The 24,233-nt window shown below is 67.6% G+C and carries 22 protein-coding genes; 11 read left to right on the top strand and 11 right to left on the bottom strand.

Going from position 1 to position 24,233, the window contains the following annotated elements; translation table 11 throughout:
* Positions 1–180 precede the first annotated feature (180 nt).
* Positions 181–1,824 carry a chaperonin GroEL gene (groL, locus tag RSP_RS04600; RefSeq protein WP_002719474.1) on the bottom strand — a complete coding sequence of 548 codons (1,644 nt, stop codon included), beginning with the start codon at positions 1,822–1,824 and terminating at the stop codon, positions 181–183.
* Between the two features lie 95 nt (positions 1,825–1,919).
* Positions 1,920–2,207, bottom strand: coding sequence for a co-chaperone GroES (locus RSP_RS04595; RefSeq protein WP_002719473.1), 288 nt, complete (start codon positions 2,205–2,207; stop codon positions 1,920–1,922).
* A 185-nt stretch (positions 2,208–2,392) separates the two neighbouring features.
* Here RSP_RS04595 and RSP_RS04590 point away from each other — a divergent pair, with 185 nt between their 5' ends.
* From RSP_RS04590 to RSP_RS04555, 8 genes are all read left to right on the top strand, one after another.
* Positions 2,393–3,379, top strand: coding sequence for a TraB/GumN family protein (locus RSP_RS04590; protein WP_023003568.1), 987 nt, complete (start codon positions 2,393–2,395; stop codon positions 3,377–3,379).
* A 388-nt stretch (positions 3,380–3,767) separates the two neighbouring features.
* Positions 3,768–4,685 carry a manganese-dependent inorganic pyrophosphatase gene (locus RSP_RS04585; RefSeq protein ID WP_009564755.1) on the top strand — a complete coding sequence of 306 codons (918 nt, stop codon included), beginning with the start codon at positions 3,768–3,770 and terminating at the stop codon, positions 4,683–4,685.
* A gap of 150 nt (positions 4,686–4,835) precedes the next feature.
* Positions 4,836–5,729, top strand: coding sequence for a TIGR01459 family HAD-type hydrolase (locus RSP_RS04580; RefSeq protein ID WP_011337391.1), 894 nt, complete (start codon positions 4,836–4,838; stop codon positions 5,727–5,729).
* A gap of 225 nt (positions 5,730–5,954) precedes the next feature.
* A complete protein-coding gene (locus tag RSP_RS04575) occupies positions 5,955–6,398 on the top strand; it encodes a MaoC family dehydratase (protein ID WP_002719468.1) in 444 nt (147 codons plus the stop codon).
* A gap of 27 nt (positions 6,399–6,425) precedes the next feature.
* On the top strand, positions 6,426–7,346 hold the full coding sequence (locus RSP_RS04570; protein WP_011337390.1) for a bifunctional riboflavin kinase/FAD synthetase: 921 nt from the start codon (positions 6,426–6,428) through the stop codon (positions 7,344–7,346).
* Positions 7,347–7,385: 39 nt separating this feature from the next.
* A complete protein-coding gene (locus RSP_RS04565) occupies positions 7,386–7,847 on the top strand; it encodes a YcgN family cysteine cluster protein (protein WP_011337389.1) in 462 nt (153 codons plus the stop codon).
* Positions 7,847–8,872, top strand: a complete 1,026-nt coding sequence (locus tag RSP_RS04560) for a threonine aldolase family protein (RefSeq protein ID WP_011337388.1) — start codon at positions 7,847–7,849, stop codon at positions 8,870–8,872. The genes RSP_RS04565 and RSP_RS04560 overlap by 1 nt, the downstream gene beginning before the upstream one ends.
* A gap of 131 nt (positions 8,873–9,003) precedes the next feature.
* Positions 9,004–10,023, top strand: coding sequence for a ribose-phosphate pyrophosphokinase (locus RSP_RS04555; protein WP_002719464.1), 1,020 nt, complete (start codon positions 9,004–9,006; stop codon positions 10,021–10,023).
* A gap of 425 nt (positions 10,024–10,448) precedes the next feature.
* Here RSP_RS04555 and RSP_RS04550 read toward each other — a convergent pair whose 3' ends face one another.
* The 6 genes from RSP_RS04550 to RSP_RS04525 all read right to left on the bottom strand — a co-directional run bounded on the left by RSP_RS04550 (position 10,449) and on the right by RSP_RS04525 (position 16,384).
* Positions 10,449–10,847, bottom strand: coding sequence for a F0F1 ATP synthase subunit epsilon (locus RSP_RS04550; RefSeq protein ID WP_011337387.1), 399 nt, complete (start codon positions 10,845–10,847; stop codon positions 10,449–10,451).
* Positions 10,848–10,856: 9 nt separating this feature from the next.
* On the bottom strand, positions 10,857–12,284 hold the full coding sequence (atpD, locus tag RSP_RS04545) for a F0F1 ATP synthase subunit beta (RefSeq protein ID WP_002719462.1): 1,428 nt from the start codon (positions 12,282–12,284) through the stop codon (positions 10,857–10,859).
* Positions 12,285–12,301: 17 nt separating this feature from the next.
* On the bottom strand, positions 12,302–13,171 hold the full coding sequence (locus RSP_RS04540; RefSeq protein ID WP_011337386.1) for a F0F1 ATP synthase subunit gamma: 870 nt from the start codon (positions 13,169–13,171) through the stop codon (positions 12,302–12,304).
* Positions 13,172–13,193: 22 nt separating this feature from the next.
* Positions 13,194–14,732 carry a F0F1 ATP synthase subunit alpha gene (atpA, locus tag RSP_RS04535; RefSeq protein ID WP_002719460.1) on the bottom strand — a complete coding sequence of 513 codons (1,539 nt, stop codon included), beginning with the start codon at positions 14,730–14,732 and terminating at the stop codon, positions 13,194–13,196.
* The gene (locus tag RSP_RS04530; protein WP_002719459.1) at positions 14,733–15,293 is read right to left on the bottom strand and encodes a F0F1 ATP synthase subunit delta; all 561 of its coding nucleotides are present in this window, start codon (positions 15,291–15,293) and stop codon (positions 14,733–14,735) included.
* A 302-nt stretch (positions 15,294–15,595) separates the two neighbouring features.
* Entirely contained in the window at positions 15,596–16,384 is a 789-nt protein-coding gene (locus RSP_RS04525) for a class I SAM-dependent methyltransferase (RefSeq protein WP_002719458.1), read from the bottom strand.
* Between the two features lie 61 nt (positions 16,385–16,445).
* Here RSP_RS04525 and gloB point away from each other — a divergent pair, with 61 nt between their 5' ends.
* From gloB to RSP_RS04510, 3 genes are all read left to right on the top strand, one after another.
* Positions 16,446–17,213: a hydroxyacylglutathione hydrolase gene (gene gloB / locus RSP_RS04520; protein ID WP_011337385.1), complete on the top strand. Its 768-nt coding sequence runs from the start codon at positions 16,446–16,448 to the stop codon at positions 17,211–17,213.
* Positions 17,214–17,379: 166 nt separating this feature from the next.
* Positions 17,380–19,695: an ATP-dependent Clp protease ATP-binding subunit ClpA gene (gene clpA, locus RSP_RS04515; protein WP_011337384.1), complete on the top strand. Its 2,316-nt coding sequence runs from the start codon at positions 17,380–17,382 to the stop codon at positions 19,693–19,695.
* Positions 19,696–20,176: 481 nt separating this feature from the next.
* On the top strand, positions 20,177–20,530 hold the full coding sequence (locus RSP_RS04510; RefSeq protein WP_017140138.1) for an IS110 family transposase: 354 nt from the start codon (positions 20,177–20,179) through the stop codon (positions 20,528–20,530).
* Between the two features lie 77 nt (positions 20,531–20,607).
* Here the strand turns inward: RSP_RS04510 and RSP_RS04505 are convergent, their stop codons facing one another.
* The 3 genes from RSP_RS04505 to RSP_RS04495 all read right to left on the bottom strand — a co-directional run bounded on the left by RSP_RS04505 (position 20,608) and on the right by RSP_RS04495 (position 24,196).
* Complete coding sequence (locus tag RSP_RS04505) at positions 20,608–21,108, bottom strand: transposase (RefSeq protein ID WP_011337383.1); 501 nt, start codon at positions 21,106–21,108, stop codon at positions 20,608–20,610.
* 331 nt (positions 21,109–21,439) lie between these two features.
* Complete coding sequence (locus RSP_RS04500) at positions 21,440–23,017, bottom strand: peptidoglycan -binding protein (RefSeq protein WP_017140137.1); 1,578 nt, start codon at positions 23,015–23,017, stop codon at positions 21,440–21,442.
* Between the two features lie 3 nt (positions 23,018–23,020).
* Positions 23,021–24,196, bottom strand: coding sequence for a hypothetical protein (locus tag RSP_RS04495; protein ID WP_011337381.1), 1,176 nt, complete (start codon positions 24,194–24,196; stop codon positions 23,021–23,023).
* Positions 24,197–24,233 lie beyond the last annotated feature (37 nt).

The following is a 24,233-nucleotide window of genomic DNA, read 5'->3' as shown; positions in this document are numbered from 1 at the left end:
ACCGGAAGGGCAACGCATGACCGAGCTCGGCGTGATCCTCGACCCGTTCCGGCGGATGCGTCCCTCGGCCTGATCCGCGCCCCGTTCCTGTGCAGGCGTCCCTCGGTCTGACCGGCGGATGCGCATGAGAAAGGGGGCCCGGAGGCCCCCTTTCGATCCGACCGACATGCGGTGGATGGATTACATCATGCCGTCCATGCCGCCCATGCCGCCCATGCCCGGGCCGCCGGCCGGAGATTTCGGCTCCGGCTTGTCGGCGATCATGGCTTCGGTGGTGATGAGCAGCGAAGCGACCGAGGCCGCGTCTTCCAGAGCGGTGCGAACCACCTTGGCCGGGTCGATCACGCCGAACTTGAACATGTCGCCATATTCTTCGGTCTGGGCGTTGAAGCCGAAGGACTTCTCGTTCGACTCGCGCACCTTGCCGGCCACGACCGAACCGTCCACGCCCGCGTTCTGGGCGATCTGGCGCAGCGGAGCTTCCAGCGCGCGACGCACGATGGTGATGCCCGCGTTCTGGTCGGGGTTCTCGCCGGTCAGGCCGTCGAGCGCCTTGCCGCCCTGGATCAGGGCCACGCCGCCGCCGACGACGATGCCTTCCTGCACGGCCGCACGGGTCGCGTTCAGGGCGTCATCGACGCGGTCCTTGCGCTCTTTCACTTCGACTTCGGTCATGCCGCCGACGCGGATGACGGCCACGCCGCCCGCCAGTTTCGCGACCCGCTCCTGCAGCTTCTCGCGGTCGTAGTCGGACGAGGTTTCCTCGATCTGGTTGCGGATCTGGGCCACGCGCGCGTCGATCTCGGCCTTGTCGCCGTTGCCGTCCACGATCGTGGTGTTGTCCTTGTTGATCGAGATCTTCTTGGCGCGGCCGAGCATGTCGATGGTGACATTCTCGAGCTTCATGCCGAGGTCTTCCGAGATCACCTGGCCGCCGGTCAGGATCGCGATGTCCTGCAGCATGGCCTTGCGACGGTCACCGAAGCCCGGAGCCTTGACGGCAGCGATCTTCAGGCCACCGCGCAGCTTGTTGACCACGAGCGTGGCGAGGGCTTCGCCTTCCACGTCCTCGGCGATGATCAGCAGCGGCTTCTGCGACTGGATCACGGCCTCGAGCAGCGGGACCATCGGCTGCAGCGACGAGAGTTTTTTCTCGTGGAGCAGGATGTAGACGTCGTCGAGCTCGGCCGTCATCTTGTCGGCGTTGGTGACGAAGTAGGGCGAGAGGTAGCCGCGGTCGAACTGCATGCCTTCGACGACTTCGACTTCGGTCTCGAGGCCCTTGTTCTCTTCGACGGTGATGACACCCTCGTTGCCGACCTTCTGCATCGCGTCAGCGATGAAGCGGCCGATCTGCGCTTCGCCGTTGGCCGAGATCGTGCCGACCTGAGCGACTTCGTGCGAGTCGTTCACCGGACGGGCGGCGGCCTTGATCGCCTCGACGACTTTCGAGGTCGCGAGGTCGATGCCGCGCTTGAGGTCCATCGGGTTCATGCCGGCGGCGACGGCCTTGAGGCCTTCCTTGATGATCGCCTGGGCGAGCACGGTGGCGGTGGTGGTGCCGTCACCCGCCTCGTCGTTGGTGCGGGAAGCGACTTCCTTCACCATCTGGGCGCCCATGTTCTCGAACTTGTCGGAGAGTTCGATCTCCTTGGCGACCGACACACCGTCCTTGGTGATGCGCGGCGCGCCGAACGACTTGTCGATCACGACGTTGCGGCCTTTCGGGCCCAGCGTGACCTTCACCGCATCGGCGAGGATGTTCACGCCACGCAGCATGCGGTCGCGGGCATCGGTGTCGAACTTGACGTCCTTGGCAGCCATGTTGTTGCTCCTGTTTGTCTGGTTGATGCGATCGTCTCGGGGACGGCTCGAAGCCCCTGGCGCATGGCCGGGACCAAGCCGCGGTCAGCTCGGGATCAGCTGAGGATCCCCAGGATGTCGCTTTCCTTCATGATGAGCAGCTCGGCACCGTCGATGGTGACTTCGGTGCCCGACCATTTGCCGAACAGCACGCGGTCGCCCGCCTTCACCGACATGGCGATGAGCTCGCCCGAATCCTTGCGGGCGCCTTCGCCGCAGGACACGACTTCGCCTTCAGCCGGTTTTTCCTTGGCGGTATCGGGGATGATCAGACCGCCCTTGGTCTTTTCGTCGCTCTGGACGCGGCGGACCAGCACACGGTCATGCAGCGGTTTGAAAGCCATCTGAGAACACTCCCTAGGTTCCAGGTTGAATGTGATTAGCACTCACCCGAGGCGAGTGCCAACGACGCGAGAGATATGAGAGCGTCCGGCACCTGTCAACGGGGGGATGCATCAAAATGCACGCTCCGCCTTGGCGCGGGAGGCGTGGCGTGCCACCTTCTGCCTGCCGTCGCAAGGACCTGAGCATGACCCGCCTCACCTCGATCATCTGTGCCTTCTTCCTCGCCTCCGCGCCGCTGGCCCACGCCGCCTGCACCGGCACGGACCTCATCGCGGCCCTTCCCCAGCCCGACCGAGCGGAACTGGAGGCCGTGGCCGCAGGACAGCCCTTCTCCGAAGGCAACTTCTGGCAGGCAACGCGCGAGGGACGCGAGGTGACGGTGGCCGGAACCTATCATCTGGGAGACCCGCGACAGGCGGCCCTGCTCGACCGGCTCCGGCCGCGGATCGAGCAGGCCACCGCGCTGCTCGTGGAAGCAGGCCCCGAGGAGGAGGCGCGGCTCAAGGAGGCGATGGCGAAGGATCCCTCGATGCTGCTCTCGGACGGGCCGACCCTGCCTGAGGTGCTGAGCGAGGAGGAATGGCACACCCTGTCGGATGCGCTGCGCGCGCGGGGCATTCCGCCTGTCCTCGCCTCGAAGTTCGAGCCCTGGTACGTGTCGATGACCCTCGCCCTGCCCCCCTGCGCCGTGGAGGCGACGCAGAACCCGAACGGGCTCGACAAGCTCGCCATGCGGGCGGCCGAGACGGCCGGGGTGCCCGTGCGCTCGCTCGAGCCCTGGAACACGGTGTTCCAGCTCTTCGCCGAGCTCACCCCCGAAGAGCAGCTCGCCATGGTCCGCACAGCGCTGCCGCTCGAGGACCGGGTGGAGGATCTGGCCGTGACGCTGGCCGACCGCTACTTCGCGGGCCAGTCGCGCACCGTGTGGGAATATATGCGGCTGCAGGCGCACGGGATGCCGGGCTACACGCCCGAGAAGGCCGATGCCGAATTCGCGAAGATGGAAGAGACGCTCATCAGCCGCCGCAACCGCGACTGGCTGCCGGTGATCGAGGCGGCCGCGGCCGAGGGGCCGGTGGTGGTTGCGGTGGGCGCCCTGCATCTGCCGGGGCGGGAGGGCGTTCTGGCCCTTCTGCGCGACGCAGGATACGCGGTGACGCCGCTCGACTGACCGCCCGCTGCCGCCGTCAGCCGCGCTCGGGCGCTCCGAGAAGACCCGCCACAACGGAGGCGGGCTTCAGCGAGCGGCTGAGTTCGGCCAGAACGAGTTCGTAGGGCACGCGGGCACGCGGGTCGCGCATCGGATCCTCCTCGCGGATGGGCGCGGCCGGGGCCGCAGGCTGACGCGCAGCCTGCCCGTCCATCGGCAGCCGCACAAATTCCCGTTCGGCACACCCGCCATGACTTTGGCGCAAAGGTTCGCCCGGCGGGAGGCTCATGGAAGCTGTGGGGCCGAGCCAAGCACATGCTGCATCGCAGCAAAACCGCGGGAGCCGGGCGTGACAAGGGGCCTCGCGGCTTCTATAAGGCGGGCAAACTCATCCGCATCGGGAAACATCATGATCAAGGTATTCGGCCACAAGTCCCCCGACACCGACTCGACCGGCTCGCCCATCATCTGGGCCTGGTATCTGACCGAGGTGAAGGGCACCCCCGCCAAGGCGGTCCTCCTCGGCGAGCCGAACACCGAAGCGGCCTTCGTGCTGAAGCACTGGGATCTCGAGAAGCCCGAGATCATCTCGGACGTGACGGCCGACGACAGCTGCGTGATCGTCGACACCAACAACCCGGCCGAGCTGCCGCCCTCGATCAACGAGGCGAAGGTGGTGGGCATCATCGACCACCACCTGCTCGTGGGCGGGATCAAGACCAAGTCCCCCATCGAGATCACCGTGCGTCCGCTGGCCTGCACCGCCACGATCATGCACGACCTGATGGGAGAAGACCTCGCCCGCGCGCCGCGCGGCATCAAGGGCGCCATGCTCTCCTGCATCCTCTCCGACACGCTGGAGTTCCGCTCGCCCACCACGACGGCGCATGACCGGGCAGTGGCCGAGAAGCTGGCGGCCGATCTGGGCGTCGACATCCCGGCCTTTGCGGCCGAGCTTTTCGCCGCGAAGTCGGATGTCTCCGCCTTCTCCGATGCCGAGCTTCTGCGCATGGATTCGAAGGAATACGAGATCGAGGGCAAGCAGTTCCGCATCTCGGTGCTCGAGACCACCGCGCCGCAGGTGCTGCTCGACCGCAAGGCGAGCCTGATGGCCTCGATGCCCGGCGTGGCGCAGGAGGATGGCGCGGATCAGGTGGTGCTCTTCATCGTCGACATCCTGCGCGAGGAAGCGACGCTGCTCGTGCCGAACGACCTCGTGAAGACGCTGGCGGAAAAGAGCTTCGGCGCGACCGTCACCGGCGATACCGTCGTGCTGCCGGGCGTCATGAGCCGGAAGAAGCAGATCATTCCGGTCCTCAAGCTCTGACCCTGACCGGCCGCCGCTCCCGTCCTGCCGGAGGGGGGCGGCGCCCGCAGCCCGCGTCACCGCGGGCTCTCCTTTTTCCAGATCCGGGCGCCAGGCGCGGGATCTGTCCGCTTCCGGCCCCGAGGGGTCGATCCAGGAAAGGCCCATCGGATGACCCGCATCATCGCCTCGCTCTCGGAGGTTTCCGCCGGCTACAGCGCCCTCTTCTGCGACCTCTGGGGCTGCCTGCATGACGGCAAGCGCCCCTTCGCCGAGGCGGTCGAAGCCCTGCGCGCCTTCCGCGCCCGGGGCGGCACGGTGCTGCTCATGACGAACGCGCCGCGGCCGAAGCCCTCGGTCGTCCGCCAGTTGGAAAGCATCGGCGTGCCGCCGGACTGCTATGACGAAGTGACCTCCTCGGGAGACGCCGCGCAATATGCGCTCGTCACCGGCGCGGTGGGCCGTCGGGTCTACCATCTCGGGCCGCAGAAAGACGAGACCTTCTTCACCGAACTCTCGCCCGACCTGCAGAAGGTGGCCGCGACCGAGGCGCCCATCGTCCGCGTGCCGCTGGAAGAAGCCGAAGGCATCGTCTGCACCGGCCTCTTCGACGATCTCACCGAGACGCCTGAGGATTACCGCGCGACGCTGCTCTATGCCAAGACGCAGGGGCTGAAGCTCCTTTGTGCCAACCCCGACATCGTGGTGGATTTCGGCGACAAGCGCATCTACTGCGCCGGAGCCATCGCCGAAGCCTACGATGCGATGGGCGGCCAGAGCCTCTATTTCGGCAAGCCCCATCCGCCGATCTACGATCTCGCGCGCCGCAGGCTCGAGGCGCTGCGGCCGGGCGTGCCCGCCGACGAGATCCTCTGCGTGGGCGACGGGATCGCGACCGACATCCGCGGCGCGGTGGCCGAGGGGCTCGACTCGCTCTTCATCACCGGCGGCCTCGCCGCATCCGTCTTCGGCGAGAATGGCGAGTCGCTCGATCAGGACCGTCTCGAGCACTGGCTGGCCGAGGCAGAGCTTTCGCCCACCCTCACCATCGCGCGCCTGCGCTGACGGCCGCTCTCGCGCGTCCTTTCCCGCCCCGCAGCCCCTGGCTGCGGGTTTTCTCATGGCAGAGAGGTTCGCCGCTCCGAGCCATGGGACATCGCGCGCCCCGCCTTAACCTCAGGGAAATTTTATTGCGGCTTTAGTCGGTGTTGGGAACTTATCTTGCCGCGAAGTCTTGTGCTGCATCGCGGCACGCTTTAGGCTCGCAGCAAAGGAAGAGGGATTCGCCGGATGCTCGACAACATGCCCCGCGGGACGATCTGCATCGAAGACCTCGAGATCGGCATGAGCCGGCATCTCCGCAAGGAAGTGACGGATCGCGACATCGAGCTGTTCGCCGAAGTCTCGACCGACCGGAATCCCGTGCATCTTGATGAGGACTACGCCCGCGACACGATCTTCGAGGGGCGCATCGCCCACGGGATGCTGACCGCGGGCCTGATCTCGGCCGTGATCGGCGAGCAGCTGCCGGGGCACGGCACCGTCTATCTCGGGCAGTCGCTGAAGTTCCTGGCGCCGGTGCGGCCGGGCGACACGGTGCTGGCCGAGGTGACGGTCACCGCCATCGATCACGCCAAGCGCCGGGTTACGCTTGAAACCCGCTGTCTGGTGGGCAATACCACCGTCCTGAAGGGCGAGGCGCTGGTGCTGGCGCCGAGCCGGAAATTCGACTGACGGCGGGGTCCCCGCCCGCGGGGACCGATGCGCATCTACAACCACTGGCAAGGGCTCGAGGCTTCGGACCGTGGCGCCTCGATCGCCATGGGCAATTTCGATGGCGTGCATCTGGGCCACCAGCATGTGATCGATCTGGCCCGCGGGCGCGGCCCCTTGGGCGTCGTCACCTTCGAGCCCCATCCGCGCGAGGTCTTCGCCCCCAACGGCGAGCCCTTCCGGCTGATGAATGCCGAGGCGCGGGGGAACCGGCTGGCCAAGCTCGGGGTCGAGCGCCTCTATGAGCTGCCCTTCACCCGCGACCTCGCGGCCCTCACCCCCGAGGACTTTGCCCGTGAGGTGCTGGCCGAGGGCCTGGGCGTCACGCATGTGGTCGTGGGCACCGATTTCTGCTTCGGCCGCGGCCGCGCGGGAACGGCCGAGGATCTGGCGCGGCTAGGCCGCACCCACGGGTTCGAGGTCACCGTCGCCGACATCCTGACGGTGGAGGGCACCGGCATCTCCTCGACCGCGATCCGCGCGGCGCTGACCGAGGGACGGCCGCGCGATGCGGCGGCCATGCTCGGCCACTGGCACCGGATCGAGGGCGAGGTGCTGCACGGCGACAAGCGCGGCCGGGATCTGGGTTATCCCACCGCCAACATGTCGGTGAGCGGGCTCCACCTGCCGCGCCTCGGCGTCTATGCGGTCAAGGTCGACGTGCTGACCGGGCCGCTCGCGGGCAGCTATTCGGGCGCGGCCAGCCTCGGCGTGCGGCCGATGTTCGGCGAGAACCGCCCCAATCTCGAGAGCTTCCTCTTCGACTTCTCGGGCGACCTCTACGGCCAGCATCTGTCCGTCGCCTTCGTGGACTATCTGCGCCCCGAGCTGGTGTTCGACGGCCTGCCCGCGCTCATCGCCCAGATGGACCGGGACTGCGCCCGCGCCCGCGAGATCCTCGGCAGCTGACCCCTTCCCTTTCGGACCACGAGAGCGCATCTAGCGCCGATGACCAAGCCCCCCACCCTCCGCCCGCGATTCTGGGAGACCGTTCCTCTGGACCGGATGACGCCTTCTGAATGGGAGGCGCTCTGCGATGGCTGCGGCAAGTGCTGCCTGAACAAGATCGAGTTCGAGGATACGGGCGAGGTGGCCTTCACCCGCATCGCCTGCCGGCTGCTCGACGGCGACAGCTGCCGCTGCTCGAACTACGAGATCCGCCGCCAGTTCGTGCCCGATTGCGTGCAGCTCTCGCCCGCGACACTGCCGAAGATCGTCTACTGGATGCCGCGCACCTGCGCCTATCGGCTGCTCCACGAGGGCAAGTCCCTGCCCGGCTGGCATTACCTCCTGACCGGCGACCGCAATTCGGTGCATGACGCCGGCGCCTCGGTGCAGGGCTGGACGGTGCCCGAGTTCGAGGTGGCCGAGGAAGACTGGGAAGACCACATCATCGAGGAAACTCCCTGATGTTCTTCGCCTCGGACAATGGCTCGGGCGTGGCGCCCGAGGTCATGGCCGCGCTTGCCGCCGACCGCGGCTATGCCCGGGCCTACGGCGCGGACGAGGCGACGGAAGAGGTGACGGCCCTCGTGCGCACGGAGTTCGACGCGCCCGAGGCCGAGGTGGTGCTGGTGGCCAGCGGCACGGCGGCCAATGCGCTGGCGCTTTCCACCCTCTGCCCGCCCTGGGGCGTCGTCTTCTGCCGCGAGGAGGCCCATGTCGCGGCCGACGAATGCAACGCGGCCGAGTTCTTCTCGGGCGGGGCCAAGCTCGAGACGCTTCCGGGCAGCGACGGCAAGCTCCGCCCCGAGACGCTGGCTGCGGCCCTTTCCCGCTATGCGCCGGGCGATCTGCACATGGCGCGGCCGGCGGCGCTCAGCCTCACGAACCTGACCGAGATGGGGAGCCTCTACCGGCCGGCCGAGATCGCGGCGCTGACGGAGGTGGCCCGCGGCCGGGGCCTCGGCTGCCACCTCGACGGCGCGCGCTTCGCCAATGCACTGGCGGCGGCGGGCGCAGCCCCGGCCGAGATGAGCTGGCAGGCGGGCATCGACATCCTGTCCCTCGGCGGCACCAAGAACGGGCTGATGGGCGTCGAGGCAGTGGTCATCTTCGATCCGGCCCGCGCCGAGGAGCTGCGCATCCGCCGCAAGCGCGCGGGGCATCTTCTGTCGAAGCACCGCTATCTCGCGCTGCAGATGCGGACCTACCTGAGGGACGGGCTGTGGCTGCGGCTCGCGGCGCAGGCCAATGCCGCGGGCAAGCGGCTGGCCGAGGGCGTGGCCGCCCTGCCCGAGGCGCGGCTTCTCGGGCCCGTCGAGGCCAACCTCCTGTTTGCCGAGCTGCCCGAGCCGCTCGTGCGGCGCGCCCGCGAGGCGGGGGCCGTCTTCTACGAGATGGGCCGCACCGGCGACCGGGTGACGGTGCGCCTCGTCGCCTCCTGGAGCACGACGGAGACGGAGGTCGACGCATTCCTCGCTACTTTCGGCTGAGGCATGCGGCCAAGTCTGCCCGCCACGGCGGAGCCGCGCTCTCGGTGCGGTTTCCAAGGGGGCGGACCGGTGCTAGAGGGAAGGCGCAATCACGAATCCGCCCCTCCCGCGGGACCCTCGAGGAACATCCGATGCCAGCCATGAACGAGCCGAAGCTGATCTCCGGCAATGCGAACCTCACGCTTGCGAAATCCATCGCGCGGCGCATGTCGGTTCATCGCGGCATGGCGGTCTCGCTGGTGGATGCGCGCGTCGAGCGGTTCAACGATCAGGAGATCTTCGTCGAGGTCTACGAGAATGTCCGCGGCGAGGACATGTATGTGATCCAGCCCACCTCGAACCCGGCCAACGACAATCTGATGGAGCTGCTCATCATCGCCGATGCGCTGCGCCGGTCGTCGGCGGACCGGATCACGGCCGTGATCCCCTATTTCGGCTATGCCCGTCAGGACCGCCGCGCCAAGGCCCGCACGCCGATCTCGGCCAAGCTGGTGGCGAACCTGATCGTCGAGGCAGGCATCGACCGGGTGCTGACCCTCGATCTGCACGCGGCCCAGATCCAGGGCTTCTTCGACATTCCGGTGGACAACCTCTATTCCGCCCCGGTCTTCGCGCTCGACATCGAGCATCATTTCAAGGGCCAGTTGCAGGATCTGATGGTGGTCTCGCCCGACGTGGGCGGCGTGGCCCGCGCCCGCGAGATCGCCAAGCGGATCAATGCTCCGCTCGCCATCGTCGACAAGCGCCGCGAGAAGCCGGGCGAAATCGCCGAGATGACGGTGATCGGCAACGTGGCCGGCAAGAAATGCATCATCGTCGACGACATCTGCGACACGGCCGGCACGCTCTGCAAGGCGGCCGAAGTACTGATCGAGAATGGCGCGGTCGAGGTCCATTCCTACATCACCCACGGCGTCCTGTCGGGTCCGGCGGTGGAGCGCGTGACCAAGTCGGTCATGAAGAGCCTTGTCATCACCGACTCGATCGAGCCCTCGGCGGCTGTGCGCGGCGCGCCGAACATCCGCATCGTGCCCACCGCACCGATGTTCGCCCAGGCGATCCTCAACATCTGGAGCGGCACCTCCGTCTCGTCGCTGTTCGAGACCGACACCTTGGTGCCGATCTACGAGGGCATGTATCAGCGCGGCTGACCCTGCCCGGGCGGCCGAAAGGCCGCCCCATTGCTGCTGTTCTCCTTCACCCCCGCCCCGGCGCCACTCTCCCGCGGTGTGGCCGGCGGAATGCCCGGCCGGCCACACCGCGTCTGCCTTCCGCCGCGGCCCGAGCGCTCGCGCGTCCCGGGCACCCTCGGGCCTGCGCCGTCGCTGCGCCCTGTTCCCCCAGCTTCTGCAACACATTCGAGGTCAGGTCTCACCTGCCGCCGTGGCTCAGGACTGCCCCTTCCCCGTGATGGGCCGAGATCTGACGGCGCCTCCTCTCTGCAGGCCCACCCGCACCGGGCTTTCGAGGCGCCATGGGCGCCCGGCAGCTCTCACTCGGGAAAGAACGGGCGGGTCTCTCCAAAGCAAAAGGGCCCCGGAAATCCGGGGCCCTTCGTTCCTTGTCCTGAGGCCGGTCAGTGCCCGGACGAAGCCTTGAGCGCCAGCATGTCGTTCAGCGTGCGCTCGGCCATGTCGCGATCCTCGGGCAGCGCGACCGAGGCCAGCTCGCGCGCTTCCGCGATGAACTCGTCGAGCACGGTGCCGGTCAGCTCCTCGACCGCGACGGCCTTCTCGGCCAGCACCGAGATCGAGGTCGCGTTGATCTCGGCAAAGCCGCCGGTCACGGCATAGGCCTGCACGCCCGAAGGGCCGTGGGCCCGCAGGATGCCGGGGCGCAGGGTGGTGATGGTGGGGGCATGCCCCTCCATCGCCGTCATGTCGCCGTCGGTCCCCGGGACCTGCACCTCGGTCGCGGCGAAGGAGGCGAGCCTCCGTTCGGGCGACACGATGTCGAATTGCAGCGTTCCCGCCATGGTTCCCCCTTACGCCGCCTGCGCCGCGAGACGCTGGGCCTTGGCGATCACATCCTCGATGTCGCCGACCATGTAGAAGGCGGCTTCCGGCAGGTGGTCATACTCGCCGTTCACCACCGCCTTGAAGGAGGCAATGGTTTTCTCGAGCGGGACCTGCACCCCGTCCGACCCGGTGAAGACCTTCGCCACGTCGAACGGCTGGCTCAGGAAGCGCTGGATCTTCCGGGCGCGGGCCACGGACAGCTTGTCCTCTTCCGACAGTTCGTCCATGCCGAGGATGGCGATGATGTCCTGCAGCGACTTGTAGCGCTGAAGGATCCCCTGCACCGCACGGGCCACGTTGTAGTGCTCTTCGCCGACGATCTGCGGATCGAGGATCCGCGAGGTGGAGTCGAGCGGGTCCACGGCCGGGTAGATCCCGAGTTCCGAGATCGCGCGCGAGAGCACGGTCGTGGCGTCGAGGTGGGCGAAGGAGGTGGCCGGCGCCGGGTCGGTAAGGTCGTCGGCCGGAACGTAGATCGCCTGCACCGAGGTGATCGAGCCGGCTTTCGTCGAGGTGATGCGCTCCTGCAGGGCGCCCATGTCGGTGGCGAGCGTCGGCTGGTAGCCCACGGCCGAAGGAATACGGCCGAGAAGCGCCGACACTTCCGAACCCGCTTGGGTGAAGCGGAAGATGTTGTCCACGAAGAACAGCACGTCCGTCCCCGACTGGTCGCGGAACTGCTCGGCGAGCGTGAGGCCGGTCAGCGCCACGCGGGCACGCGCCCCCGGAGGCTCGTTCATCTGGCCGTAGACCAGCGCCACTTTCGACTCCGAGAGGTTGTCGATCTTGATAACCCCGGATTCGATCATCTCGTGGTAGAGGTCGTTCCCTTCACGGGTCCGCTCACCCACGCCGGCGAACACGGAGTAGCCCGAGTGCACCTTGGCGATGTTGTTGATGAGCTCCATGATGAGAACGGTCTTGCCCACGCCGGCGCCGCCGAAGAGGCCGATCTTGCCGCCCTTCGAGTAGGGCGCGAGAAGGTCGATCACCTTGATGCCGGTGACGAGGATCTCCGAGGTGGTCGACTGCTCGGCGAAGGTCGGGGCCGGCTGGTGGATCGCGCGGGTCGAGGCCTCGCCGAGGTCGCCCTTCTCGTCGATCGGCTCGCCGATCACGTTCAGGATGCGGCCGAGGGTGGCGTCACCCACCGGCACCGAGATCGGGCTGCCGGTGTCCGTCACCCGGGCGCCGCGCACCAGACCTTCCGTCGCGTCCATGGCGATCGTGCGGACGGTGCTCTCGCCGAGGTGCTGGGCCACTTCGAGGACCAGACGCTTGCCGTTGTTCTCGGTTTCGAGCGCGTTCAGGATGGGCGGCAGGCCACCGTCGAACTGCACGTCCACCACGGCGCCGATGACCTGCGTCACCTTGCCTTGGGATGCTGTTGCCATGTCGTTTCTCCGTCGGATCAGAGCGCCTCGGCGCCCGAGATGATTTCAATGAGCTCTTTGGTGATGGCGGCCTGGCGCGACCGGTTATACTCGATGGTGAGCCGGTTGATCATGTCGCCCGCGTTGCGGGTGGCATTGTCCATGGCGCTCATCCGGGCACCCTGTTCGGAGGCGCCGTTCTCGAGCAGAGCGGTGAAGATCTGCGTGGCCACGCCCCGCGGCAGGAGGTCGGCGAGAACGCCTTCCTCGGACGGTTCGTAGTCGTAGAGCGAGCTGACCTCGCCCTCGCCCTCGAACACGGCGGGGATCACCTGCTGCGCGGTCGGCACCTGGTTGATGACCGACTGGAAGCGGGCGAAGAAGATCGTCGCCACGTCGAACTCGCCCTTGTCGAAGCGGTCGAGCAGGTCGCGCGCGATGCCTTGCGCCACCGGATAGCCCATGCGCTTGACCTCGGAGAGGTCCACATGGCCGATGAAATGCTGGCCGAGGTCACGACGCAGCTGCTCGCGCCCCTTCTTGCCGACGGTGAGGATCTTCACCGTCTTGCCCTGCGTCAGCAGCTTCGCCGCATGCGCCCGGGCCAGCCGGACGATGGACGAGTTGAAGCCGCCGCAGAGGCCGCGCTCGGCGGTCATCACCACGAGGAGATGCACCTTGTCGCTGCCGGTCCCCGCAAGGAGACGCGGCGCGCTTTCGGAAGAGCCGACGGAGCCCGCGAGGCCCGTCATGACGGCGGTCATCCGCTCGGCAAAGGGACGGGCGGCCTCGGCAGCCTCCTGGGCGCGGCGGAGCTTGGCCGCCGCGACCATCTGCATGGCCTTGGTGATCTTCCGCGTGTTCTTGACGCTTCCGATCCTGTTCTTCAGGTCCTTGAGGCTGGGCATCCGTTATCTCCCTGCCCCGCCCTCAGGCGAAGTCTTTGGCGTAGGTGTCGAGCGCGGCGCGGATCTTGTCTTCCAGCTCACCCTTGACCTTGCGGTCGTTGTTGGTGATGTCCGCCAGCAGGTCCTTGGCATTGGTGCGCAGATGCTTGAGCAGGCCCTGCTCCCAGCGGCCGACGTCCTTCACCGGAACCTTGTCGAGGTAGCCCTTGGTGCCGGCGAAGATCACGCAGACGATCTCGGCGTTGGTCAGGGGCGCATATTGCGGCTGTTTCATCAGCTCGGTCAGACGGGCGCCCCGGTTCAGCAGCTGCTGGGTGGCGGCGTCGAGGTCGGAGCCGAACTGGGCGAAGGCCGCCATCTCGCGATACTGCGCCAGTTCCAGCTTCACCGGGCCTGCGACCGACTTCATCGCGTCGGTCTGGGCCGAGGAGCCCACGCGCGACACCGAGAGGCCGGTGTTCACGGCCGGGCGGATGCCCTGGTAGAACAGTTCGGTCTCGAGGAAGATCTGGCCGTCGGTGATCGAGATCACGTTGGTCGGGATGAAGGCCGACACGTCGCCGCCCTGCGTCTCGATGATCGGCAGAGCCGTCAGCGAGCCCGCGCCGTGGTCCTTGTTCAGCTTCGCCGACCGCTCGAGCAGGCGCGAGTGGAGGTAGAACACGTCGCCCGGGTAGGCTTCACGCCCCGGCGGACGGCGGAGCAGCAGCGACATCTGGCGGTAGGCCACGGCCTGCTTGGAGAGGTCGTCGTAGATGATGAGGGCGTGGCGGCCGTTGTCGCGGAAATATTCCGCCATCGCGGTCGCGGCATAAGGGGCGAGGAACTGCATCGGCGCCGGGTCCGAGGCGGTGGCGGCCACGACGAGCGTGTAGTCGATGGCGCCGGTTTCCTCGAGCTTCTTCACCAGCTGCGCCACGGTCGAGCGCTTCTGGCCGATGGCGACATAGATGCAGTAGAGCTTCTTGCTCTCGTCGTCGCCGGCGGCTTCGTTGTAGCTCTTCTGGTTCAGGATCGTGTCGAGCGCGATGGCGGTCTTGCCGGTCTGACGGTCGCCGATGATGAGCTCGCGCTGGCCGCGGCCGATCGGGATCATGGCGTCGACCGACTTGAGGCCGGTGGCCATCGGCTCGTGCACGCCCTTGCGCGGGATGATGCCCGGGGCCTTCACGTCGGCCACGCGACGCTCGGTCGCCGCGATCGGACCCTTGCCGTCGATCGGGTTGCCGAGGCCGTCGACCACGCGGCCGAGGAGCGCGTCACCGGCCGGCACGTCCACGATGGACTTGGTGCGCTTGACGGTGTCGCCTTCCTTGATCGAACGGTCGTCGCCGAAGATCACGACGCCGACGTTGTCGACCTCGAGGTTGAGCGCCATGCCGCGGATGCCGCCGGGGAACTCGACCATCTCGCCGGCCTGGACATTGTCGAGACCATGAACGCGGGCAATCCCGTCGCCCACCGAGAGAACGCGCCCCACTTCGGCGACTTCAGCCTGCTGGCCGAAGTTCTTGATCTGCTCCTTGAGGATCGCAGAGATCTCAGCAGCTTGGATACCCATTTATCCGACCTCTTTCATTGCATTCTGGAGTGCTGCGAGCCGTGCCTTGACCGAGGTGTCGATCATGGAGGAGCCCAGCTTGACGACGAGACCGCCGATGAGGCTTTCATCGACGGTGGTTTTCAGTTTGACATCCTTGCCCGCGCGCGCCTTGAGCGTGGCGGCGAGCCGCGCGGCCTGCTCGGGGCTCAGCGGCGCGGCGGCGGTCACCTCGGCGGTGATCTCGCCCTTCTCGGTCGCGATGCGGTTCTGGACGTCGGCCACCATCTGCGGCAGCACGAAGAGACGGCGCTTCGAGCCCATGAGGGCCAGCGTGTTCGCGGTCACCGTCGAGAGGCCCATCTTCGCGGCGACCGCGGCGATGGCCTTCTGCTGCTCCTCGCGCGCATAGACCGGCGAGGTCGCGAGATCGCGCAGATCGGCGCTCTCGGACCAGGCTGCGCCGAGCGCATCCATGTCCTTCTCGAGGGCGGGAAGGGCACCTTCGTCCTTCGCCAGTTCGAAGACAGCGGCGGCGTAGCGCGCGGCAATGCCAGAGGAAATCGAAGCCGGTTCGGACACGTCAACCCTTTCGATATCATGGCCTCCGGCGCGGAAGGCGGTCCCGCAGGCCAGAGGCATTGTATGGCGCGAGGGAACCTACCCGCGCGTCTCAAGTTTCGCGGCGGGTGTAGCAGAGGACTTGCAGCCTCGCAACCATGAAGCACGGCCTTCGGCGCATGGGCGAACCCATTGTTTCCTTGGTCCTCCGCGCCATCCTCAGCCTTTCGCAGGATGCCTGCGAAAAGGGCTTTCAAGGCCGCTTCGTGTCATGCGACGACATGACCGGCGATGGTGCCGCTAACATCGGAATCGTGGTGACGCTAACATCCGCCCGGACAGCCGCAGGAACCGTCCGATGTGCGACCTGCGGGCGCAGGCAGCGGCTGGGGGATGCCCTCGAGCACGCGGAGCGGCTTCGACACCGCCGCCTTGAGGCCGGTGCGGGTCGGCGCATAGACCTGTTTCGAGGCCTCGACGATCAGCACGCCCCCGACCAGCCACGGGGCGAAGCGGCGGCCTCCCGTCTCCCAGAAGTCGGCCGTCTTGAGCCAGAACCGCTGGTGGAGCGGCGGCGCGAACAGGGCCGCGAGCGCACGCTCGGGCGTGAAGTCATGCCGCTTGAGCTGCGCCTCGAGCTGGTTGAGCGAATAGGGCCGGCCGAAGCCGAAGGGCGTGCCGTCGCGGCGCGCCCAGAGCCCCGAGCGCGACGGCACGATGAAGAGCGCCCTTCCGCCCGGACCCAGCACGCGCCAGGCCTCGGACAGGACCTCGGACGGGTGCTCGGACGTTTCCAGACCGTGCAGCATCACCAGCTTGTCGACCATCCCGGTGGACAGCGGCCAGGCGCCCTCTTCGCACAGGACCGAGACATTGCCCATGCCGACGGGCCAGGGCATCACTCCCTGCGGCCCGGGCATCAGCGCGATCAGACGGCGGGCCTGCTCGAGATAGGGTCGCAGCAGAGGCACCGAAAAGCCGAAGCCCGCGACCGTCTGCCCCTGCGCGTCGGGCCAGAGTTTCTGCACCTGATCGCGCACGGCGCGCTGCGCGACCCGCCCGAGCGGCGTCCTGTAATAGAAATTGTGCAGGTCGAGCACGTCGAGATGCATTGAATTGGCCTTGTCCGGGCAGAGTTCCGGGCCACACTACAAAGGAAAGGGAGAAGAAACCATGCCGCTCGAACTGGTCACGGTGCCCTGTCTCAGCGACAATTACGCCTTCCTCGTCCATGATGCGGGGACGGGCGAGACGTCGGTGGTCGACGTGCCCGAGGCAGGGCCGATCCTCAAGGCGCTCGAGGAGCGCGGCTGGCACCTCTCGCAGATCCTCCTCACCCACCACCATTCCGATCATGTGGCGGGCGTGGAGGAGCTGCGGGCGGCCACCGGGGCACGCGTGGCGGGCGCCGCCGCCGACGCCCATCGCCTGCCCCCGCTCGACCTCGAACTGGCGGAGGGCGACCTCGTGCGGGTGGGCGCCTCCGAGGGCCGGGTGATCGAGGTGCCGGGGCATACGGTGGGTCATATCGCCTTCCATTTCCCAGACTCGTCCCTGGCCTTCACCGGCGACAGCCTGATGGCCATGGGCTGCGGGCGCCTCTTCGAGGGCACGGCAGAGGCGATGTGGCAGAGCCTGCGCAAACTTTCCGCGCTGCCGCCCGAGACGATGATCTGTTCGGGCCACGAATATGCCGCGTCGAATGCGCGGTTCGCGGCCACTCTTGAACCCGACAGTCCGATGCTTATCTTCCGCGTCGGATCCATTGCCGCGGCCCGAAAAGAGGGCCGTCCCACAGTCCCTTCACATCTTTCCGACGAAATCGCGACAAATCCCTTCCTCCGGGCCGGGGAGGCCAGCCTGAAGGCCGCCGTTGGCATGGTCGATGCAGAGGATGCCGAGGTTTTCGCCGAGATCCGAAGGCGGAAGGACAAATTCTGATAGCTGCGCGAACCGTCGATCACTTTTTGCAAGGAGCCTGTCGGAAAGCGGAAGTTATCCGAAATAACACTTGAAGGGCGGCGAAGAAAACCGAACTTTAAATCTTACGAGGCCAAGGTTGGAGGGACCTCCGCCCCTCCGGCCCGCAGGACAGGAGCACCCGATCGTGCCATCTTTTTCGACCACTCTCGAGCAAGCCATCCACGGCGCTCTGGCGCTTGCGAATGCCCGCCGTCATGAACTCGCCACGCTCGAGCACCTGTTGCTTGCGCTGATCGACGAGCCCGACGCCTCGCGCGTCATGAAGGCCTGCTCGGTCGACCTCGACGAGTTGCGCAAGACGCTCGTCGACTTCATCGACGATGATCTGTCCACCCTCGTGACCTCTGTCGAGGGCTCCGAGGCCGTGCCGACGGCCGCCTTCCAGCGCGTGATCCAGCGCGCCGCCATCCATGTGCAATCCTCCGGCCGGACCGAGGTCACGGGCGCCAACGTGCTCGTCGCCATCTTCGCCGAACGGGAGTCGAATGCCGCCTATTTCCTGCAGGAGCAGGACATGACCCGCTACGACGCGGTCAACTTCATCGCGCATGGCGTGGCGAAGGACCCGTCCTATGGCGAGCCGCGCCCGGTCACCGGCGCGGAAGAGCATCATGAGACCCCGAAGGCTGAAGCTGGTGAGGCGAAGGAGTCTGCGTTGTCGAAATATTGCGTTGACCTGAACGTCAAGGCCCGCAAGGGCGACGTCGACCCGCTCATCGGCCGCGAGCACGAGGTCGAACGCTGCATTCAGGTTCTCTGCCGCCGGCGGAAGAACAACCCGCTCCTGGTGGGCGACCCGGGCGTGGGCAAGACGGCCATCGCCGAAGGGCTCGCGCGCAAGATCGTCAACGGCGAGACGCCCGACATCCTCGCCCGCGCCACGATCTTCTCGCTCGACATGGGCGCGCTGCTCGCCGGCACCCGCTACCGCGGCGATTTCGAGGAGCGGCTGAAGGCCGTGGTCAAGGAGATGGAGGATCACCCCGACGCGATCCTCTTCATCGACGAGATCCACACCGTGATCGGCGCCGGCGCCACCTCGGGCGGCGCGATGGATGCCTCGAACCTGCTCAAGCCCGCGCTGCAGGGCGGCAAGCTGCGCTGCATGGGCTCGACCACCTACAAGGAATATCGTCAGCATTTCGAGAAGGACCGCGCGCTCAGCCGCCGGTTCCAGAAGATCGACGTGAACGAGCCCTCGGTCGAGGATACGGTCAAGATCCTGATGGGCCTCAAGCCCTATTTCGAGGAGCATCACGACCTGCGCTACACGCAGGACGCGATCCGGACCGCGGTGGAACTGTCCGCGCGCTACATCCATGACCGCAAGCTGCCGGACAAGGCGATCGACGTGATCGACGAGGCCGGCGCGGCCCAGCACCTGCTGGCCGACAGCAAGCGGCGCAAGACTATCGGTCCGCGTGAGATCGAGGCGGTGGTGGCCAAGATCGCCCGCATCCCCCCGAAGAGCGTCTCGAAGGACGATGCCGAAGTGCTGCGCGACCTCGAGAAGACCCTCAAGCGGGTGGTGTTCGGTCAGGACCGGGCCATCGAGGCCCTGTCCTCGGCCATCAAGCTGGCGCGCGCCGGCCTGCGCGAGCCCGAGAAGCCGATCGGCAACTATCTCTTCGCGGGCCCGACCGGCGTCGGCAAGACCGAGGTGGCGAAGCAGCTGGCAAGCATCCTCGGCGTGGAACTGCTGCGCTTCGACATGTCGGAATATATGGAGAAGCACGCCGTCTCCCGACTGATCGGCGCGCCTCCGGGTTACGTCGGCTTCGATCAGGGTGGGATGCTGACCGATGGCGTGGACCAGCATCCGCATTGCGTGCTGCTGCTCGACGAGATCGAGAAGGCCCACCCGGATGTCTACAACATCCTGCTGCAGGTGATGGACCACGGGAAACTCACCGACCACAACGGCCGGTCGGTCGATTTCCGCAACGTGATCCTGATCATGACCTCGAACGCAGGCGCGGCCGAGCTGGCCAAGTCCGCGATCGGCTTCGGACGCGACCGGCGCGAGGGCGAGGATACGGCCGCCATCGAGCGGACCTTCACGCCCGAGTTCCGCAACCGTCTCGATGCAGTCATCTCCTTCGCGCCCCTCGGCAAGGAGATCATCCTGCAGGTGGTCGAGAAGTTCGTCCTCCAGCTCGAGGCCCAGCTCATGGACCGTGGCGTGCATATCGAGCTCTCGCCGGAAGCGGCGGCCTGGCTCGGCGACAAGGGCTACGACGACAAGATGGGAGCGCGCCCGCTGGGCCGCGTGATCCAGGAGAACATCAAGAAGCCGCTGGCCGAGGAACTCCTGTTCGGCCGGCTGGTGAAGGGCGGCGTCGTGAAGGTCGGCGTGAAGGACGATACGATCGACCTGCAGATCGAGGAACCGAAGCCGCGCCTCACCGGGTCCAAGCCGCCGCTTCTGACGGCCGACTGAGACGGGCTCTCCAAGTCGAAGATAGGGGACAAGGGCGGGGGAAACCTCGCCTTTTTTCCTTTCACATATCAGAGGTCGCCGAGGTCAAGACGCGACTGCCGCGCCCTAGGGTTCATACCCACCGGCGAACCAGCCGGCATCGCTCCCGTTCGAACCCAGGCGCCCCCCCCCGACATCAGCCGCCTCCTTCATGCGTCATGACCGACACGTGGTAATCGTATCGTCTTTCCCCATGCGGCCCGGCTTGACGTCTGCCGGCATTGCGACGGCATCAGGTCTTCGATCCGGCCTGCCGGGTGACCATTGAGGATCGCGCGCAGGGTTTCGGCGACGAGCGACGCGACCCCTGTGAGCTACCGAGAACGCGCACCGCGCCGAGGACCTTCGGGCTGAAGATGGGATCGGTGACGCGAAGACGCGGGAGACCCGGGCGCGCAAACTTGCCGACGGAAGCGCGGTCCTCGAGGGCATCGTGGACGCCATGTTGCGGGCGCGATGCCTGCTCTTCGGCGACCTTGCCTGCCTCGACAGCCAGTTGGTGGCACTCGCGAAGTCCAACCCCGTGACACGGCTACCGATGGCGACCCCGGGCGTGGGGGTGAGGGTGATCGTGGCGCCGACCTTCCGAAGGGCCGTCAACGACCCGGACCGCTTCCCACTCAGCAGGGATCTCGGCGCCGGGACGGGACTGATTCCGCGAAGGTGGCAATCGGGCAAGACCGATATCTCCGGACGGATTACGAAGGCCGGTGATCCGCCGGGGCGCGTCATGCCCTTCGAGGCCGCTGCGAGCCTTCTCGGCCGGGCCCGGGTCATGTCGCCCTTGACGTCCTGAGGTTTGAGGATCGCGAAGCGGACATCGATGAAAAAGGCGGTCGCACTCGCAAGCCGCCCCGCAGAACGGGTCGAGCCTCAGGATCTTCTGCACCGCGAGCGCCAGCCCGTCCGTGCCCCGCGGAAATCGATCGGCCGCGTCGCCACGAACACCCGTGGTTGTCCGTTCGGCGCGATCATCGCGCCGCCATGCGGGCCGCCCGGATCATCCGGACCGTGGTCAACGTCCTGGCCCGCCCGGATCGTCATGCCCTCCATGACGAGTTCAACAACGGCCCCCTCCGAATTGGCTGCCGGGGCCGAGCGCGCGATTTCCGGCTCGACCACGACCGCCGCAAGGACAGGGTGCGCCCGCACCTCCGCCGGAAGCCCCAGCAGGTCCGTGGTCAGGTGTCGGCGCCACTCTTGGATCTGCCGCCACGTCGTCCCGCATCGCCGCGCAACATCGGCGACATGAACGCGGGGGCGGTAACGTTCGGAGGCGATCCGGGCCTTCTCCAGCGCCGCCGACCCGACGGACCCTCGAACCTCGAGCCGCCCCGCGAACCCATCCGGCGGGACGTCCGTATAGCCGTCCATTTCGACGCCCGCTCCCGTCGAACCACCGGATCATTCGCAGGTTCGGGAGTACGCGGGCAGGAGGCGATCCGCGGGGCGCTTACGACGCGCGAGTTCGAGCCGATCCGTTCGCAGGACGTCAGGAGGTCAGGAGGTCGACACCCCGCCTGTCCGCTGTCGTGGCAGGCCGGGGACGAGACTCGCGGCGCGCCGCTTCGGGCCGAGGCGCCTCTTGTCCTCGCCCGGAGGTTTCGCCCTGTTCGCCCTCGCCGGGTGAATTGGATTGTCCCCGCCCGGCAACTGACCCTGTCGCTCGGCGCAGCGCGTGGCCACGCGTCGTCGCATGGGGGATCTAGCGCTCGGTCAGCTTCAGTTCGATCCGGCGGTTCTGCGCCCGCGCATCGGGACTGTCGCCCGGCGTGACGGGGCGGTATTCGCCGAAGCCCGTGGCGGCGAGGCGGGAGGGCGGGAAGCCCAGGCTCTGCTGCATGAACCGCACGACCGAGAGCGCGCGGGCGGAGCTCAGCTCCCAGTTGTCGCGGAAGGCGCCGAAGCCGGACAGGGGCACGTTGTCCGTGTGCCCGTCCACGCGGATGATCCAGTCGATGCCCTCGGGGATCTGCGTGCGGATCTCGTTCAGCGTCTGCACCACCCCCGAGATCTGCGCGCGGCCCTCGGGCGCGAGCTCGGCCGAGCCGGGCTCGAACAGGACTTCGGAGGAGAAGACGAAACGGTCGCCCACCACGCGGACGCCCTCGCGACCCGCGAGGACCTGGCGCAGCTGGCCGAAGAATTCGGAGCGGAAGCGCGCCAGATCCTTGTTTTCGGCCTCGAGGCGCAGCCGCTCGGCCTCTTCCAGTTCGGCGCGGCGCTTCTGCTCGGAGGCGACCTGCGCCAGAGCGGAGTTGAGCTGGGTCCCGAGGCTCTGGAGCTGCACCTTGTTGGCCGCGTCCTGCGCTTCGGCGGCCTCGAGGAGGCCCTGCAGCGAGCCGAGCTGCGCCCGCAGCGCCGCGACCTGCTCGTTCAGGAGCGCCACGCGACGGGCGGCCTCGGCCCCCTCGCCTTCGCGCGCATTCAGTGCCTCGCGTGCGGCGGCCAGCGCCGCGGCGCGCTGATCGGCCTCGCTCACCGCCCGCGCCGCATCGGTCTTGGCCGCGGCGAGCAGGGTGAGGGTCTCTTCGGCCTTCCGTCGTTGCTCCTCGAGCGCGAGCGTCATGGCCGTCAGTTCGGTCTCGGAATTCTTGAGCCGGTCACGCAGGGCCTCGGCTGCCGCTGCGTCGGCCAGCCGGGCGGCCTCCTCGTCCGAGAGCTTCTTCTCGGTCTCGCTGACCTTGCCGCGCAGCTCGGCCACCAGCGCATCGAGCGCCTCGCGGCGGGCGGCGGCGAGGCGGGCGGCCTCGGTCTGCGCGTCGATCTCGGAGCGCGCCTTCGCCAGCGCGAGTTGTGCCGCCTCCTGCTCGGAGAGGAGCGTCTTGCGGGCCGCTTCCAGTTCCTCGACCGAGGCGGTGAGCCGGGCGGTCTCGCCCCGGGCGCGGTCACGGTCCGCCAGAAGGGTCGCCACCTGTTCCTCGAACGAGGCGATGCGGCCCTGCGCGGCGGCCAGCTCGCCCTCGCGGGCCGAGAGGGTGGCGGTCAGGGTGGCGATGGTCGCGGCCTGCCGCTCGCCCTCGGCGCGGGCGGCATCGACCGCAGCGGTCAGGTCCGAACTCTTCTGTCGCTCGAGCCCCAGCGCATCGGCCAGATCGGCCAGCTGACCGGTGAGGCTGTCGAGTTCGCTGTCCTGGGTCGTGATGGTCTCGCGCAGGAGAGACTGGATCGCGAGAAAGATCGTCAGCACGAACATGAGGACAAGGAGCAGCGCGGTCATCGCATCGACGAAGCCCGGCCAGATGTTGACCTCGCGCCGTCCGCCGCGCCGCACCAGTCCCATGGGCTAGCTCCGCGCCGCGGCGGTGCGCGACAGCTGCCTGACCGCTCCGGTGAGGGCCGCGAGGTCGCTGCGCAGGTCGGAAGTGCTTTCCTGCCGCCCGGCCGCGATCTCCTCGAGGATGCGCAGAAGCTGCACGTCGATCGAGCGCAGGCGCATCCGCGCCTCGGCATCGGCGAAGGCCGAGGCTTCGGCGCCGGTCAGCGCCATCACCAGCCGCTCCTGCCCCGCCGCGACGCGCTCGAAGAGCTGGGCGTTGCCGCCCGACTGCGCCTCGATCCGCTCGGCCAGCGTCTGCACCGCGCCCGCGAGGTCCGCCATCCGCGCATCGACCATGCTGCGGCTGAGGTCGGCCTGAGCCTGCAGCTCCTGCAGACGATCCATCTGCTGCACCATCTGCTCGAGCACGCCTGCGACGAGCGAGATGTCGCCCCCCTCGCCCTCGGCGCCCGCGGGCGTGAGGCGCGTGAAGGAGGACAGCCATTCCTCGAGCTGGCGGTAGAACCGGTTCTGCCCGTGGCTCGCGAACAGCTCCAGGAGGCCCACGACGAGCGAGCCCGCCAGCCCCAGCAGCGAGGAGGAAAAGGCCGTGCCCATGCCGCCGAGCTGGCCCTCGAACCCTTCCATCAGCTGCCCGAACAGTTCGAGCCCGCTCTGTCCCTCCTGCGGCGCGAGGGCGCGGATGGTCTGGACGAGACCGGGCACGGTGGTGGCCAGGCCGTAGAAGGTGCCCAGAAGCCCAAGGAAGATCAGCAGGCTCGCGAGATAATGGGTGATGTCGCGCGCCTCGTCGAGGCGGGTGCCCACGGAATCGAGGATCGAGCGCGAGGAGGTCGAGGAGATCTGCATCCGCTTGCCGCGGGTACGCAGCAGCGCAGCGAGCGGCGCCAGAAGCCGCGGGGCAAGGACATAGTCGAAGCCCGGGCGGTCCTTCACGAAATTCTCGATCCAGCTGACCGACTGCATGAGCTGCACCATCTGCAGGAAGCAGGTGGTCACGCCCAGCAGGAAGACGAAGCCGATCAGCGCGTTCAGGTAGGGGTTGGATTCGTAGATCTTCTGCAGCGTGGCGAAGGCCACGATGGCGCCGCCCCCGACCAGCGCGACGACGACGAGCATCATCACGATCTGCCGGACCGGCTGGGTGAAATGCGGCTCGGCCTCGACGGCGGTTCTCGGCATTGCGGGTTTCGGCCCCTTTCTTTTGCCAGCGCACCAT

This window comes from Cereibacter sphaeroides 2.4.1, assembly GCF_000012905.2.
Classification (GTDB): Bacteria; Pseudomonadota; Alphaproteobacteria; order Rhodobacterales; family Rhodobacteraceae; genus Cereibacter_A; species Cereibacter_A sphaeroides.
Note: the sequence above shows the minus strand (reverse complement) of the source record. Positions and strands in the feature narration are given on the sequence as shown.

Excerpts from the sequence above, each read along its gene's own strand:
- RSP_RS04510 (WP_017140138.1), top strand. The coding sequence starts at position 20,177 with ATGTTGCGGGCGCGATGCCTGCTCTTCGGCGACCTTGCCTGCCTCGAC.
- RSP_RS04575 (WP_002719468.1), top strand. The coding sequence starts at position 5,955 with ATGCTCGACAACATGCCCCGCGGGACGATCTGCATCGAAGACCTCGAG.
- RSP_RS04495 (WP_011337381.1), bottom strand. The coding sequence starts at position 24,196 with ATGCCGAGAACCGCCGTCGAGGCCGAGCCGCATTTCACCCAGCCGGTC.
- RSP_RS04540 (WP_011337386.1), bottom strand. The coding sequence starts at position 13,171 with ATGCCCAGCCTCAAGGACCTGAAGAACAGGATCGGAAGCGTCAAGAAC.
- atpA (WP_002719460.1), bottom strand. The coding sequence starts at position 14,732 with ATGGGTATCCAAGCTGCTGAGATCTCTGCGATCCTCAAGGAGCAGATC.
- RSP_RS04525 (WP_002719458.1), bottom strand. The coding sequence starts at position 16,384 with ATGCATCTCGACGTGCTCGACCTGCACAATTTCTATTACAGGACGCCG.
- RSP_RS04595 (WP_002719473.1), bottom strand. The coding sequence starts at position 2,207 with ATGGCTTTCAAACCGCTGCATGACCGTGTGCTGGTCCGCCGCGTCCAG.
- RSP_RS04570 (WP_011337390.1), top strand. The coding sequence starts at position 6,426 with ATGCGCATCTACAACCACTGGCAAGGGCTCGAGGCTTCGGACCGTGGC.
- atpD (WP_002719462.1), bottom strand. The coding sequence starts at position 12,284 with ATGGCAACAGCATCCCAAGGCAAGGTGACGCAGGTCATCGGCGCCGTG.
- RSP_RS04555 (WP_002719464.1), top strand. The coding sequence starts at position 9,004 with ATGCCAGCCATGAACGAGCCGAAGCTGATCTCCGGCAATGCGAACCTC.
- RSP_RS04565 (WP_011337389.1), top strand. The coding sequence starts at position 7,386 with ATGACCAAGCCCCCCACCCTCCGCCCGCGATTCTGGGAGACCGTTCCT.
- groL (WP_002719474.1), bottom strand. The coding sequence starts at position 1,824 with ATGGCTGCCAAGGACGTCAAGTTCGACACCGATGCCCGCGACCGCATG.
- RSP_RS04590 (WP_023003568.1), top strand. The coding sequence starts at position 2,393 with ATGACCCGCCTCACCTCGATCATCTGTGCCTTCTTCCTCGCCTCCGCG.
- gloB (WP_011337385.1), top strand. The coding sequence starts at position 16,446 with ATGCCGCTCGAACTGGTCACGGTGCCCTGTCTCAGCGACAATTACGCC.
- RSP_RS04550 (WP_011337387.1), bottom strand. The coding sequence starts at position 10,847 with ATGGCGGGAACGCTGCAATTCGACATCGTGTCGCCCGAACGGAGGCTC.
- RSP_RS04500 (WP_017140137.1), bottom strand. The coding sequence starts at position 23,017 with ATGGGACTGGTGCGGCGCGGCGGACGGCGCGAGGTCAACATCTGGCCG.
- RSP_RS04585 (WP_009564755.1), top strand. The coding sequence starts at position 3,768 with ATGATCAAGGTATTCGGCCACAAGTCCCCCGACACCGACTCGACCGGC.
- RSP_RS04560 (WP_011337388.1), top strand. The coding sequence starts at position 7,847 with ATGTTCTTCGCCTCGGACAATGGCTCGGGCGTGGCGCCCGAGGTCATG.
- RSP_RS04505 (WP_011337383.1), bottom strand. The coding sequence starts at position 21,108 with ATGGACGGCTATACGGACGTCCCGCCGGATGGGTTCGCGGGGCGGCTC.
- RSP_RS04580 (WP_011337391.1), top strand. The coding sequence starts at position 4,836 with ATGACCCGCATCATCGCCTCGCTCTCGGAGGTTTCCGCCGGCTACAGC.